Raw genomic sequence first — 13718 nt, 5'->3', positions numbered from 1 at the left:
TACCGGCCTAAACGGTCAGGATGGATGTGAGGTCGTCGGGGGCTTCGTTGTAGACGGCGTGGCCTACTGGAAGGTCGTGGACTTCCCAGGTGGGGTCGGTGCGGAGGCGTTCGTACTGGTTCTGGAACGGCGTGGCCTCCCACGCTGAAGCGTGGATCAGGGTTCGTCGGGCCACCCGATCGATGCCGTCGCCGAGCCGGAGTCGTTGGAGGAACGAGGCGACGGGATGTGGCCGCCTCCTCGGGTCGGTGTCGGCGGACGGAGCCACTGTGCGGCCGTCTGTCCCGACCCCCGCGATGATGCGGTCCCGGTAGTGGTCGTTGGCCAGGTCCCACCAGGAGTCGCCATCGGCCGGCACGAAAGCGTCGCAGAAAACGAGCCGATCGACAGCGCGGTCGGATCGGTCCGCGGCACCGGCGATCACCAGCCCTGCATAGCTGTGGCCGCACAAGGTGATCGGCCCGGGGCCGCAGCTCTCCAAAGCCGCGAGCACTCGATCGATGTGGGTGTCCAAGTTCGCCCTGGCGCCGTCGGGTGACGGATCCGGCTCCAGGCCGTCGAGCGTGACGGCGACGGTCTGATGACCGGCTCGTCGAAGCCGGTCCACGATGCCGTCCCAGGCCCACGCCCCATGCCAGGCTCCAGGTACCAAGACAAAGGTCCGCTGCTGGTCTTCCGTGATCATGAAGCAAGACTCCGCTCGCCGCCCGGTGGCGGTCCACCGTTACACGGCCACTTGATGCCTGTTGCACGCCAACCTCGACCGCACCGCCCGAGCGATGCGGAAATGTGACGTCACCACGGGCCAATCCAGCGCGGGAGCCGTATCAGTCGGTCGTTTCGTCGCTCTTATCAGTGAGCACGAACGCGTGCCGACAACCCCCGGGGGTGCAGCATCATGGCGATTCTTCTGGATCCGCCGACCGGCGGACTTGCGCCGGAGACGGACGTCACGTTCCACTACGGGCGCCGCGTGTTCTGGCTGATCGTGGGCCTCGCCGTCTTCGGGGTCGCCGTGGCTCTGCTCGGCGATCGGCTCGGGGACTTCCTGCCGGACGCGTTCTGGATCGTGCTGCTGTTCGTCACCATCCTGCTGACCGGGATCGTCCTCCTCGCGGCCGCCCGCATCGAGGGGCGCACCATCCCCGTCTGGGCCGGACGGATCCTCGCGCGCCTCGAGAAGCTGCCCTACTGGTTCGCCGTACTGCGCTGGGCCGCGCTGGTTCTCGCCGCGCTGACGGCCGCGCACTTCGGCGCCGCGGCGAGTCTCAAGGATCAGTCGACCTCGATGGTCGACATCGAACTGTCCGGCAGCAGCAAGGCGTGGAGGGAGTGTGGGTGCGACGCCGCGTTCACGCGAGCCGTCCAGCAGGACTTCTGGTTCATCATCTCGTACGTTCTCCTGCTCGCCCTGCTGGTCTTCTGGGCCGGCGCGTACTTCCGCCTGCCCGCGCTGCGCCGCGCACGCATCACCGTGCTCATCTCGGTCTTCGTGGCCGGCGCCTTCGACATCGTCGAGAACATCCTGATGCTGTCCGCCAGATCGTCGGACCGGGCGTGGCAGTTCGTCGCGATCTGTGCCTGGGTGAAGTTCGCCATCCTGCTCGTCGCCGTCGTCTACGTCACGGCCGGTGCGTTCGCGTGGTGGTCGACGCCGCGCTGGGTCCGGCTCGCCTCGTGGGCGCTGCCCAGGTACGCGCGCAAGGCGGCCGCCACGGTCGCGAAGGAACCACCTTCGCAGGAGGTCACCCAGCAGGCGGAAGGCAAGCAGACGCAGCGCGGCACCGCCCCGCTGGGTACGGCGCAGTACGGCATCGCCCTGTCCGGCGGCGGGATCCGGGCATCCTCGATCAGCCTCGGCGCACTGCAGGCGCTCGACGACGGCGTACTCGGCTGGTCCGGGGCACGCGCGGTCACCGCCGTGTCCGGAGGCTCGAACCTCGCGGCGGGCTGGAGCATCTCCCGCTCCAGCTACCAGACCACCGACGGCGGGAATCCTGCCCGGATCAGTCCGGACGCGCTGAACCCGGTGCCGTGGGAGTGGCAGGACAGCGGGTGGCTCACCGCGGAAGAGCGGCATCTCGTCGACAACCTCGGGTACCTCGCATCGAACGAGCCTCGTGGCTCCGACACCGACCCGGCGGCGACGAATGCGACCAGGAAGGCCGAGAGCGCGGCGAGCCAGGCGTCGTACCGGCCGGCCGTGTTCGCGACGATCATCGCCGGACTGACCGTCAACGTGGTGGTGCTGCTGAGCATGCTCTGGGCGATCACCCGGCCGGTGGGCTGGGCGCTGCGCGCATTCACCGGCGAGGACGGCACGCTGCCGAAGGGCTCGATGCACGACCTCGTCACGGAGCATTCGCTCGCGCTGCCCGGCATCGTCTTCCTGGTCGCCGGATTCGCCGTACTCCTGCTCTGGGTGCTGGCGGGCCGGCTCCTCATCGGCACCGCCCAGAACCAGGCGTGGGCGCGGCTGACGCTGCGGACGCTCAAGAGAGCCGCATACGCCGCGCTCGCCATCGGGGCGTTGCTCGCCCTGACGATCTGGGCCTTCGTCGAACTCGTCGGCGCGGTCGCCTACCTGTCCTTGCCCGCGCTGATCGCCACCGCGGCTGCCAGCGCCGGTGTCGTGGGCTCGGTCGTCCGCATTCTCCGGAAGCCGGCCGCCCGCTTCGCGCCCAAGCTCGGCGGGTTCGCGTTCATCGTGGTCGCGCTGGGTCTGGCGGCGCTGTCGACGTGGACCGCGGCCAAGCACGGGGTGACCTGGTCGGGGAACGACCTGGTCAGCTGGCAATCCGGCTGGAACTGGGTGCTGGCGGTCGGGCTCGTGGTCCTGGCGGTCCTCGGCCCCAGCCCCGAGACCTGGGCGCTGGCGCCGTTCTACCGCGGCAAGCTGCGCCTGGCCTACGCGACCTACCGGACCGCGGACGCAGACGGCGACGCCACCGTGCATCCGTACGAGAACGACGACGTCGCCGGCGCCGACCAGACGAAGCGTGAGCCCGGCCTGTTCGCCTTCAACAACGGCACGACGGCCGTCCGTACGCCGCTCGTGGTGTGCACGACCAGCACCGTGAGCTCGCGCGCCGTCCGGACCCACTACGGCACTCCGGCGCTCAGCGTGACGTTCGATCCCGAGCGGACGACGTTGCACCTGCCCCAGGACGGCCGCGGCAACACGCTGGAGTTCGCCGCGTCCACCCGGGTGCTCGACCGGCTCGGCGCGAAGCTGCACAAGCGGATCACGACGATGATGGCGGTGGCCATCTCCAGCGCCGCCGTCTCACCGGCGATGGGCCGGTTCCAGATCGGGCCGACCAGCATGCTGCTGACGTTCTTCAACATCCGGCTCGGCGTCTGGATCGCCAACCCGCGGTTCATCACTCAACTCGAGGCCGCGAACCTGCAGGACGCACCCGACCTGCGCTATCCGAACACCGGGCTCGGCTACCTGTTCAAGGAGTTCTTCGGGATCCACGACCTGGACGACCCGTACCTCTACCTGACCGACGGCGGCCACTGGGAGAACACCGGCCTGGTCGAACTGCTCCGGATGTCCGAGATCACCGAGATCGTCTGCGTCGACGCCGACTCCGGCCCGGGCGACGCGACCACGTCGCTCGGCAAGGCGATCGCGATCGCCCCCAGCGAGTGCGACATCCGGATCGACATCAGCCTCGACCCGCTCCGGGCGGCGCCGAGCGGCTCCCGCGTCCCGGCGTACTCGCCGCGAACCGTCAACATCGGCTTCTTCACCAAGGGTGCCGGCACCTTCACCTACGACACCCCGGTCGGCGTCCTGTGGTACGCGAAGCCCGGTCTGGCCAAGGAGATGCCCGCGGCCCTACTCGCCTTCCACGAGCGCTACCCCAGCTACCCCCGGGAATCGACCCTCAACCAGTTCTTCGACACCGCGAGCTTCGTTGCCTACCGCAACCTCGGGCGCTACAACGCCCGCGAGATCCTGGTCGCCCGGACGAAACTCCGGGAAGCCCTCGACGAACTCCTCACGATGACCGCCACCGATCTCGACGAGCGCCTGAAGACAATGGCCTGTGCCGCGACCACCCACTGGGCCGTCACCGAGCTCTCCCGGGCCGCCCGCAGTGCCGTCCCGCCCGGCTCCCCCAACGCATCCCACCTCGTCCTGGCGTACTGCCAAGCAGTGCGAGCCTCCCTGGTCTGACGCGGGAGCCCGGAAGCTGACGCGTTCCGGGCTCCCTGGAGCTCCACCTGGGCTGGAGGGGATGTCCAGGCAGAGCGTTCCGCTACGGGTCGATCACGATCGTGCAGGTGTACGTACCGGGCCGCAGGTTGGACGCCGTGGCCGAGCCGTCACCGTTCGCACCGGTGCTGCCGCTCGCCACGGTCCCGCCACCGGGACCGGTGCAGACGATCGTCGACGCCGTACCGCCGTTGATCTGCGAGTCGACCGAGACCGCCAGGTTGGTCAGCGGGGTCTTGTGGAAGGTCGCGGTCTCACCGACGTACGGCGAGCCGGAGCAGGTCGCGACGTTGTCCACCGTCACGGACTGCGACAGCGGACCGTCGGCGGCGTAGCCGGCCGGGAGCGTCTCGGTCACCGTGTAGGTGCCGAACTGCAGGGCGTCCCAGCAGACCTGGCCGTTGGCATCGGTGATCTTCGGATTGGCCCCGTTGATCGTGAAAGTCACGCCGGACTGCGGGTGGTCACCGGATCCGTCGGCCGCGTGCTTGCGCAGCTTCGTGACCTTGATCGCGCCACAGTTGGCGAGGTTCAGCGGCGTCGGGGCGATGAAGTCCTTCAGCGCCGCGGTGAACGAGTCGGACGAGCGGCTCTTCAGGTACGCCGTACCGAACGACACACACGGGTCGCCACCGCCGAGCGCACTGAAGTTGACCGAGGCCTCACCGAACGTGCGGGCGGAGACGTTGCCGAGACCGTCGGACTCGGCGGCCGGGATCGGCGAGGTGTTGATCGACCCGGTCGCCAGGCCGGCGGTGGTCAGGTTGACCTTCTTGTCCCAGCACGGCACCGAGTTCGACGCCTCGCACTTGGTCTTGTCGACGGTCTCCCACCGGGACAGGAACAGCTGCGGGTTCGTACCTCCCTGGGCCAAGTCGTACTGGATCAGTACGTCGCCCGCTGTCCGGACCGGCGTGACGCCGTTGCCGCTCAGCGTGAGCGACTTGTTGAACTCGAAGTCCATGTTGGTGGTACCGGTCGGCTCCTGCACACGGTGCCAGAACAGGTGCAGGAAGTCCGTCGTCGCGGTGTCCTCCAGGTACACGCCGAAGTTGAGCAGGTCGCTCTTCTGCGGCGGGATACTGCCGTCGACCACCTGCGGTACCGGTGTGTCCTCCTTGGTGCCCTGGCCGAACGAGTCGTCGGTCTGGCCGCTCGGCTTGTCGGCCTTCCGCGTCTCGGCGACGTTCGCCCAGTCGAGCGATCCCGCGTCGTCGACCTTGAGGTTGGCGTCGGTGTCGATCTCGAAGTTGCTGCCCGGCAGGCTGACTTCGGGATGAGATGCGAGCGCCGGTGACGCGATCAGAGCACTCGCCACCAGCATCAGACCCGCGGCCAGTACCAACGGCCGGCGTGTCCTACGTGTCGTGCCGGCATCCGGGCCGGCTCCCAGCGAAGACCCCATCTCTCCCCCTCGGAGATCCAGGTCCCGGCCCGTGTCTCGGACCGGGCAGTCTCCTCACGGCGAGCCGTACGTAGTCCCCACCCTACGCAGCCCGTGTGTGCCCCGAATCGCCTGCCGAGCAGGCCCCCAGGCGAGGTCGCGCACCAGGCTCCCCGAGCCGGCCGCGTCGCCAAGATTCCGCTGCCGACGTTACGCCCGGAACCCCTTCAGAACAACGGCTTTCGGCCCAGCTACTCCCCCGGTGCGACCGGCCACCCGACGTGGTCCGCAAGCCCATGCACGCGCAGAAATTGAACCTTCCGGCAACTACCTCGCACCGCCCCGGGCTGGCGTACCGAGCACCTCGTTGAAAGCCTCGGTGGACGACGGGTGGGTGTAGATCCCGTCGCGCAACTCACGCGCGGTCACGTCGTGACGCAGCGGGCGCGACCTCCTCCTGCTCCCGCACGGTGACGCGCACGTTCTTCGCCGAAGCCTTCCGCGCCGCGCTGGGAACATCCCCTTCCACCCACCGCAAGACCACCACTTCGGAACCGCCGACCACCTCGTGAACCCCTGCTGCGGATGAGGACCTCAGCCGATGACCTTCTCTGCCCGTGCGACGTCGAGCTCGACGTGCTCTGGCGGGAAGCCTTTGAGGATCGACTCGTGCACCTGGTCGACCACCCAATGCGCCTGGTAACTGAGCCTCGTCTCCGGGGTGAGCTGGGCGAGTTCCGCGTCGATCTGATCCATGCCCGACTGCAGCTGCAGGAGCGCGTAGCGCCGGTCGCCGCGTGCGACGCCGGAGTTCCAGTCGACCACGCCGCTGATGTTGCCATCGGCATCGAAAAGGATGTTGCCCGGTGTGTAGTCGGTGTGCACGAGATCATCGCCCGTCATCCGGAAGGGCTGCCCGCGGTCGGCCTCGAGGAGCCGCTCCAGCAGTCGCCGGCCTCGTCCGCCCAGCTGGCCGACGGTGCGCTCGAACGCGCCGTACCCCGTCCTGCCGTCGGGGAACGCTCGTGGCCGGGGCACGCGTGGATGGTCGCGGAGCAGATCGGCGAAACGGTTGTTCATCGCAACGAACGCGGCACTCGTGGCCGAGTCGAGCGCGTCCACATGCCGGCCCGGCAACCTCTCCTGCACAACGACGACGTACCCATCGGCCAGCTCCACCACCAACTGATGCTCCGGAACGGGCAGACCTCGGCGGCGTACGTCGTTCAGCACGGTCGCCGTCTGCCGCATGATCGGCAGCCTCGTCCGAGTTCGCGTCATCGCGGCCGCACGCCCATCCGGCCACGCCACGAACGCCGCGCTACTGGTGCCGCCGACCTGATCCGCGATCCCGGTCAGCACCAACCCGCTGCCCGTCCGCGCGTTGACCTCTTCGATGACGGCGGTCGGCGCCCACGGATTCTCCGAGAGCCGAAACTCGACCTTGTGTGCCATCTCGCGCCCTTCCTCGTCACCCACCGGCCGACACGTTCTTGACCAGCCACCGCGCCAGCGGGCGCAACTGGGCGAACGCCGCCAGCACTCGATCCGCAGCAGCCGGGGTGTGCACCCAGTCGTCACAACCGAGCGCCCGCGACGCGATCACCGACCTGTGCCGCAGCAGCTCGGCCCGCGGATGATCCGCCGGATACCCACGCAACGGCCGCTTCAGCAGATCCCCCGAGATCCCGAACTCTTCCCGCTCGAGCCGCCTGAGGATGGCAACCAGCCGAGGCCCGGTGCCGGCGTCCGCAACCGCCGCCCGATACCGCTCGATCTGCTCCGACGGCGCGTACCACCACGCCAGGCCGACCTCCACCCCGTCGAGATCGAACCGAATCCCCAGCTCGACGTTCCGGGCCAACCGGACAATCGCACTCTGCCGCTGCCACGCTTGCAGCAGTACGTCGCCGTACCCCCACACCGAGAAGTCCTCGTACGCCGGATCCGCGGCGGCCACCACGTCGAGCAACTCGACCATCGGCCGCCGTACCAGCTCCTCCCGCTCCCGCCGGCATTCCTCCCGAACGCCCGCCGAAGGCTCCCCCTCGAGCCGCAACAACACGTCGAACGCGTCGCGCGGCCACCCCTCGAAACCCCCGGTCACGCCAACCACCCTAGCGAGGCGACCGGGTCCTTCAGCCGAGGGCGGCCGGGGATTCGGCGTGCGGGATGAGGAGGCGCGGGGCGCCGGAGCCGTCGGCGGGGACGGTCCAGACGTCCGAGTCGCCGGCGGCGCGTGGTACGGCGTACCCGATGGTGTTCGGGTCCAGCCAGGCGGGCTGGTCGTCCACGCTGCGGGTTTCGGCCAGGGGCGTTCGCGCGCCCGAGGACAGGTCGAGCACGGACAGCCGCCACCCCTTCGCAGGATCGCCGTCGACCGCCGACTTGAACGCGATCCGCCGGCCGTCCGGGGACAGCGACGGACACTCGACGTTCTTCGCGACGGTCCGCACGGTCTTCGCCGCGATGTCGCCTTCGACCAGGTACCGGTGCCCGCCGGTGGACATCGTGGCGTAGAAGTGGTTGTCGTCGGCGGTGAAGGTGATCCCCCAGAAGTTGAGGTCGGGAGCTGTGTAGGGTTGGCCGTCCAGCGTCACCGAGAGGAACTCGAGCGAGTCGACCATGTCGCCGGACCCCAGGTCGATCAGCCCGGCGCGGGTGGAGAAGCGGCCGTGGTTGTAGGAGTCGCCCGCGACGAACACGGTCCACGCCACCAGCCGCCCGTCGCCGGACACCCTGGCGCGATTCGGCACCCCGACCAGCGGGATGGCCTTCGCCACGTTCAGGCTCGGGTCCAGGATCGCGATCTGGAAGGTGGTCAGCGCGCCGTCCTGACGCAGGCAGGTACCGGTGCCTCCCGCCGCGTAGACCCGTAAGCAGGTCAGCGCGGACACTGAGCGCGGCCCAGCCGGATCGTCCTTGGCGATCAGCGCCAGGTGACCCTTGCTGTCCGGTGCCGTGCTGCGGAACATGATCCGCGGGCCTGTGAGGCTCAGCGTGTTGGCCGCGGCCACCGTCGTACGGTCGCGCGCGGTCGTGAGTACGCCGTACCCGACCGCGACGGTGGTCAGCACAACGGCCCCGACCACGGCGAGCACCGTCCGCCGGGTCATGCCGGATGCTCCGTTGCGGAGATCCCACGCAACAGGAGGCCGACCACGAGCAAGGCGACCGCGACCAGCGCCGCAGCCACCTGGATCGCTGTAGCGGGGCCCCACACCGTCCACGCCAACCCGAACAGCACCGATGACACCAGGTACGACAGCGCCTGTCCGGTCTGGATCAGCGCGATTCCCGTCGTCCGTACACCGCTCGGCAGCACCGGCCCGGCCAGCGCGATCAGTACGCCGTCCGTGGCGGCGTAGAAGACGCCGTACAGCGTCAGTACGACGACTAGCAGCGGCCACCCGCCGAGCGGGCCGAACAACAGCAGGTACACCAGCAGCAAAGCGGCGTAACCAGCCAGCACCACCTTCTGCCGGCCGATCCTGTCGGCCAGCACACCCAGCGGTGCGGCGAGCAGGAGATAGGCGAGATTGGTGCCGACAGCAAGCAACGGGAACCAGCCGACGCTCAGCTCCTCCCGCCGCTGCAGCAACAGGTAGACGAAGCCGTCGCCGATGGTCACCGTTCCGGCCAGGCAGGCCGCCAGCACGAGCCGTCGTACCGGCGCGATCCGCAGCAGATCGCCCAGCGCCGTCGGCTTCACGACGCCCTTCGGCGGCTGCGTGCCGCGGCGATCCCGGACGAACAACACCAGCACGAGGACACCGAACGCCGCGATGCAGAAGCTCGCCACGAACACCGCGTCGTACGCCTGCGCCGTCGCCGCCAGGATGCCCAGCGCGACGAGCGGTCCGGCGAACGCTCCGACGGTGTCCATCATCCGATGCACCCCGAACGCGCGGCCGTAGTACTGCGGCTGCGTGGACAGGGTGATCAGCGCATCCCGGGGTGCGGTCCGCAGGCCCTTGCCCGTCCGGTCGATCGCGATCACCGCACCGATCGCGCCGACGGTGCTGCCGGCCGCGAGGAGGCCGAGTTTCGCCACCGCCGAGAACCCGTAGCCGAGTCCGGCGACGAACTTGCGCCGGCGCGTCCGGTCGGCGACGTACCCGCCGACGAGCCGCAACAGAGCGGTCGCGCCGGTGTAGGTGCCGTCGACCACGCCGTACGCCGCGGGGCTCAGGTGCAGGCCGATCATCAGGTACACCGGCAGCACCGCGGTCACCATCTCCGACGAGATGTCGGTGATCAGGCTGACCGCGCCCAGCGCGAGGACATTGCCGCTCACCAGGAACAGCGATCGCCGGCGGGCCGGGCCCGCGGTGTGCGGACGGTCGATCGAGGACAGGTACACGAGGATCACCTCCGGGGCGATGGGGACCCCGCTCGCGACCGCGCCGCGAGCGGGGCCGGTGATCAGTTCCAGACGTTGGTGATCTCCGCGGCCGAGTTCAGGTGCGTCAGGCCGTAGGCGCTCTCGATGGTGCTCAGGACGTTGTAGTGGTTGATCTGGTTGGAGAAGCTGCCCACCTGGGTGTGCGCGCCGACGAAGGCGGTGAAGATGTGGTTCGACGAACCGCCGTTGTCCTCGTCGAAGGTGATGATGAGCAGGCTGTTGTGGGTCTTCGCCCAGGACGCGTACGCGCTCAGGTTGTTCTTCAGCCAGGTGTCACCGGTGCCGACCGAGCAGTCGTGCATGTCGTTGCACATGTTCGGGCTGACGAACGACACGGTCGGCAGGCTGGCGTAGTTCGCCGAGCTCGGGAAGACGGAGTACCGCAGGTTGCTCGCCGCGGGCACCGTGCTGAAGTTGACCCAGCCGTTGTGCTTACGCCGGTACTCGCCGCTCGAGCAGCCCGTGTAGCCGTCGGACGGCATGCTCTCGGAGTAGCCCTTGAACGTCTTGCCCGCGCTGATCAGCTGGCTGCCGAGGTTGTTGCCGCTGAAGGTGTGCGGGCAGCTGTCGTCGGTGACGCCCTGGGTCTTCCCCGAGAAGATCGCCAGGTAGTTGGGCTCGCTGGGATGCGTCACGCCGTACGCCTGGGTGAACTTGGCGCCCTGGCTCGCCAGGCTGTTGAACGTCGGGGCGCTGGAGCTGCCGTTGATCTGCGAGTACGCGTGGTTCTCGAACATCACCAGCACGATGTGGTCGAAGACCGGGACGGCGGCCGCCGCCTGCGCGGTGGACGAACTGCCGTGAACGACCGTCACCGAAGCGACGACAGCAGCCGCAGCACACACCACGGCCGCGATGCGCTTGCGTATCACGATTCCTCCTCACACGATGGGGTGGCTCCGCTACTCGGCGGAGCCGGCACCCATCGTGTGAGCCGTCGGCCGACCTGGCCCGAATACCGCGAGCACCTCAGATGTGCGCGAGGTAAACAAACCGCCATCACGCTCAGGAACCCCTTCGTCGCACGAGGGGATCGGCTGCGCTTGGTGGCTTGACGTGGCCCGGTTTTCCATCGTGCTATGAGCTAAGGCGACGTGGCGCTCGGCCCGGGCCGGAGAGTTGGGCAAGGTGTCCATGGCTGGGCGCGCGGGAGTTCCCTCGATCTGGACGGCAACCAGGCTGCGTCTGCCGGCAGATCTGGGCCGCAGAGCGGCAGCCGGGGTCCTGGTCGGCGTGGCCTACTACCTCGGCGCGCGGCTGGGCCTCAGCCTCTCGCTGGTCGAGCAGAACGTCACGCCGCTGTGGCCACCGAGCGGCATCGCACTGGCGGCGTTCCTGGTTCTGGGCAGGTCGATGTGGCCGGGCGTCGCGCTGGCAGCTCTGGCCGTGAACCTGCCGATCAGTGCCGGTTTCGTACCCGCGCTGCTCACCGCCTTCGGCAACACGATCGCCCCGCTGGTGGCGGCGACCGTACTCGAGCGAACCGGGTTCCGGCGTCAGCTCGATCGTCTCCGGGACGCGCTGGGGATCGTCTTCCTCGGTGCGCTGGCCAGCATGACCATCAGCGCCACTATCGGCGCCGTCACCCTGACCGCCTCGAGAGGCACCGATCAACTGGCCGCTGCGTGGGCGGTCTGGTGGACCGGCGACGCGATGGGCGTTCTCGTCGTCGCTCCGTTTCTGCTGTGCATCCCGCTGTTCCGGGAGCTGGATCCGTGGCCGGCCGTGCGCTGGCTCGAAGCCGCGATCGTCCTCGCGCTCACCACGGTAGTGACGATGTGGACGACGTACACCGACCCGCAGCTGATGTTCCTGGTGCTGCCGCTGCTCGGCTGGGCCGCGTGGCGTCTGCAGCTGCGCGGAGCAGCGCCCGCCGCCCTGACGGCCTCGCTGATCGCGACCTGGTCGGCGACGCACGGACTCGGCCCGTTCGCGGGGAGGTCACTGCTCGCGCAGATGCTGACACTGCAGGCGTTCAACGCCACCGTCGCGCTCACGTCGTTCCTCCTCGCCGCGCTCGTGAGTGAGCGGATGCGGTTCATCGGCGCGCTGATGGCCGCGGCCGCCGAGCTGGAGGAGCGCGTCAGGAGTCGCACCGCGCAGCTGGGCCTCGAGGAGGCGCGGGCCCATCGAGAGCACCAGATCGCGGAGACGCTGCAAACCAACCTGCTGCCGGACCGAATGCCCGACATCCCCGGCGTGGCCGTGGCCGCCCGCTACGTTCCGGCGACCGCTGACCTGCACGTCGGCGGCGACTGGTACGACGTGATCCAGTTACGCGGCGGCCTGATCGGACTCGTCATCGGTGATGTCGCCGGGCACGGTCTGCAGGCCGCGGCCGCCATGGCCCAGCTCAGGATGGCGGTCCGGGCGTACGCCGTCCGCGATCCCTCCCCCGCGGCCGTGCTGCACGGTCTGCACGAACTGGTCCGCGAGCTGCCGGTGGCCGAGATGGTGACGTTGCTGTACGTCCTGTACGACCCGGCCGCCGGCACCGTACGGTTCACGAACGCCGGGCATCCACCCGCCCTCCTGGTCGACGGCGACGACACGCGCTACCTGGACGGCGGGCTGGCGCCACCGCTCGGCGTACTCGCGCACTGGGACCATGCCGAGGAAACGCAGCAGCTACGGCCCGGAGCGACCTTGCTGCTCTACACCGACGGGCTGATCGAGAAGCGCACGGAGTCGATCCAGGACGGCCTCGATCAGTTGCTCGCCGAGGCTTCCGCTGTCGCGGGCTCCGACCTCGGCGCGCTCTGCGACCATCTCCTCAAGGCCCTCCCGGAAGACGGCCAGGTCGCCGACGACATCGCGCTGATCGCACTCCGGCCGCTGGTGCTGGCCGGAACGCCGCTGTCCCTCGAAGTCCCCGCCGACGCACGCGTGCTCTTCCAGGTCCGGCACGCGCTGCGCCGCTGGCTCCGCGAGTCAGGGGTCGGCGACCGCGACGCCGGTGAGATCACGATCGCCTGCGGGGAGGCGTGCAGCAACGTCGTACGGCACGCGTACGGAGCCTCGTCCGGAGACCTGCAGGTCGAAGCGAGACTCCTGGACGGGGCCGTCGAACTGACAGTCCGCGACCACGGCCGCTGGCGCCGCCCGGCAGACCGCGGCGGCGGCCTGGGCCTGACCCTCATCCGCGGCCTGATGACTTCCGTCGACGTCGCCACCGGCCTGAACGGCACGACGATCCGCATGCGGCACACCGTGGGGGTCACACGATGACCGAGTACGAGGTCGTCGACGTCCGAACGACCGACGACGTCCAAGTTGTCAGACTCTGCGGCGAAGTGGACCTCACGAACGCGATCGAAGTCAGAGACGCGATCAGCGACATCGCCTCCCCCGACGCAACCACCATCACCATCGACCTGACCCCGACCACCTACCTCGACAGCTCCGGCATAGCCATCCTCTTCCACCTCGCCGAACGCCTCAACGACCGCCGCCAGCAACTCCGCCTCGTCGTCCCCCCGAACTCCCCCCTGCAAACCGCCCTCAACCTGACCAACCTCCCCCGAACCATCCCCGTCCTGCCGACCCTCGACTGACCCACGGCGCCTGGGCCAGGACGACGACCAGCTCGGCCCGCCGGCCGCTCGCCAGCGCCTTCGCTGCGTGGTCGCCCAGGCCCCAACCTCCTGACCAACAGATCCAAACCTTCTCTTGCAATACTCCAAATGTGGGGGTCCTCTTGA

10 protein-coding genes are annotated in these 13718 nt (G+C 69.0%); 3 read left to right on the top strand and 7 right to left on the bottom strand.

All coding sequences use genetic code 11. The features are described 5' to 3' along the window. Positions 1-7: 7 nt before the first annotated feature. A complete protein-coding gene (locus ACWEOO_RS21205; protein WP_452144444.1) occupies positions 8-685 on the bottom strand; it encodes an alpha/beta fold hydrolase in 678 nt (225 codons plus the stop codon). Between the two features lie 213 nt (positions 686-898). On the opposite strand from ACWEOO_RS21205, the gene ACWEOO_RS21200 reads away from it, so the two are divergent. Continuing rightward, the gene (locus ACWEOO_RS21200) at positions 899-4189 is read left to right on the top strand and encodes a hypothetical protein (protein ID WP_452144443.1); all 3291 of its coding nucleotides are present in this window, start codon (positions 899-901) and stop codon (positions 4187-4189) included. A gap of 82 nt (positions 4190-4271) precedes the next feature. Here the strand turns inward: ACWEOO_RS21200 and ACWEOO_RS21195 are convergent, their stop codons facing one another. From ACWEOO_RS21195 to ACWEOO_RS21170, 6 genes are all read right to left on the bottom strand, one after another. Continuing rightward, complete coding sequence (locus tag ACWEOO_RS21195) at positions 4272-5633, bottom strand: SpaA isopeptide-forming pilin-related protein (RefSeq protein ID WP_452144442.1); 1362 nt, start codon at positions 5631-5633, stop codon at positions 4272-4274. 573 nt (positions 5634-6206) lie between these two features. Continuing rightward, positions 6207-7091: a phosphotransferase gene (locus ACWEOO_RS21190; RefSeq protein WP_452144441.1), complete on the bottom strand. Its 885-nt coding sequence runs from the start codon at positions 7089-7091 to the stop codon at positions 6207-6209. After that, complete coding sequence (locus tag ACWEOO_RS21185; RefSeq protein WP_452144440.1) at positions 7084-7719, bottom strand: DUF2461 family protein; 636 nt, start codon at positions 7717-7719, stop codon at positions 7084-7086. The genes ACWEOO_RS21190 and ACWEOO_RS21185 overlap by 8 nt, the downstream gene beginning before the upstream one ends. A gap of 31 nt (positions 7720-7750) precedes the next feature. Then, the gene (locus ACWEOO_RS21180; protein ID WP_452144439.1) at positions 7751-8728 is read right to left on the bottom strand and encodes a TolB family protein; all 978 of its coding nucleotides are present in this window, start codon (positions 8726-8728) and stop codon (positions 7751-7753) included. After that, positions 8725-9975 carry an MFS transporter gene (locus ACWEOO_RS21175; protein ID WP_452144438.1) on the bottom strand — a complete coding sequence of 417 codons (1251 nt, stop codon included), beginning with the start codon at positions 9973-9975 and terminating at the stop codon, positions 8725-8727. Before ACWEOO_RS21175 ends, ACWEOO_RS21180 begins: the two co-directional genes overlap by 4 nt. Positions 9976-10037: 62 nt before the next feature. After that, entirely contained in the window at positions 10038-10889 is an 852-nt protein-coding gene (locus ACWEOO_RS21170; RefSeq protein ID WP_452144437.1) for an alkaline phosphatase family protein, read from the bottom strand. Between the two features lie 262 nt (positions 10890-11151). Here ACWEOO_RS21170 and ACWEOO_RS21165 point away from each other — a divergent pair, with 262 nt between their 5' ends. Next, entirely contained in the window at positions 11152-13245 is a 2094-nt protein-coding gene (locus tag ACWEOO_RS21165) for an ATP-binding SpoIIE family protein phosphatase (RefSeq protein WP_452144436.1), read from the top strand. After that, positions 13242-13571 carry an STAS domain-containing protein gene (locus ACWEOO_RS21160; protein WP_452144435.1) on the top strand — a complete coding sequence of 110 codons (330 nt, stop codon included), beginning with the start codon at positions 13242-13244 and terminating at the stop codon, positions 13569-13571. Before ACWEOO_RS21165 ends, ACWEOO_RS21160 begins: the two co-directional genes overlap by 4 nt. The last annotated feature ends 147 nt before the right edge of the window (positions 13572-13718 follow it).

The organism is Kribbella sp. NPDC004138 (genome assembly GCF_053603655.1).
Note: the sequence above shows the minus strand (reverse complement) of the source record. Positions and strands in the feature narration are given on the sequence as shown.

What these genes read in the sequence shown, in the direction of transcription:
- ACWEOO_RS21165 (WP_452144436.1), top strand. Translation starts at nt 11,152, where the DNA reads ATGGCTGGGCGCGCGGGAGTTCCCTCGATCTGGACGGCAACCAGGCTG.
- ACWEOO_RS21205 (WP_452144444.1), bottom strand. Translation starts at nt 685, where the DNA reads ATGATCACGGAAGACCAGCAGCGGACCTTTGTCTTGGTACCTGGAGCC.
- ACWEOO_RS21180 (WP_452144439.1), bottom strand. Translation starts at nt 8,728, where the DNA reads ATGACCCGGCGGACGGTGCTCGCCGTGGTCGGGGCCGTTGTGCTGACC.
- ACWEOO_RS21195 (WP_452144442.1), bottom strand. Translation starts at nt 5,633, where the DNA reads ATGGGGTCTTCGCTGGGAGCCGGCCCGGATGCCGGCACGACACGTAGG.
- ACWEOO_RS21160 (WP_452144435.1), top strand. Translation starts at nt 13,242, where the DNA reads ATGACCGAGTACGAGGTCGTCGACGTCCGAACGACCGACGACGTCCAA.
- ACWEOO_RS21200 (WP_452144443.1), top strand. Translation starts at nt 899, where the DNA reads ATGGCGATTCTTCTGGATCCGCCGACCGGCGGACTTGCGCCGGAGACG.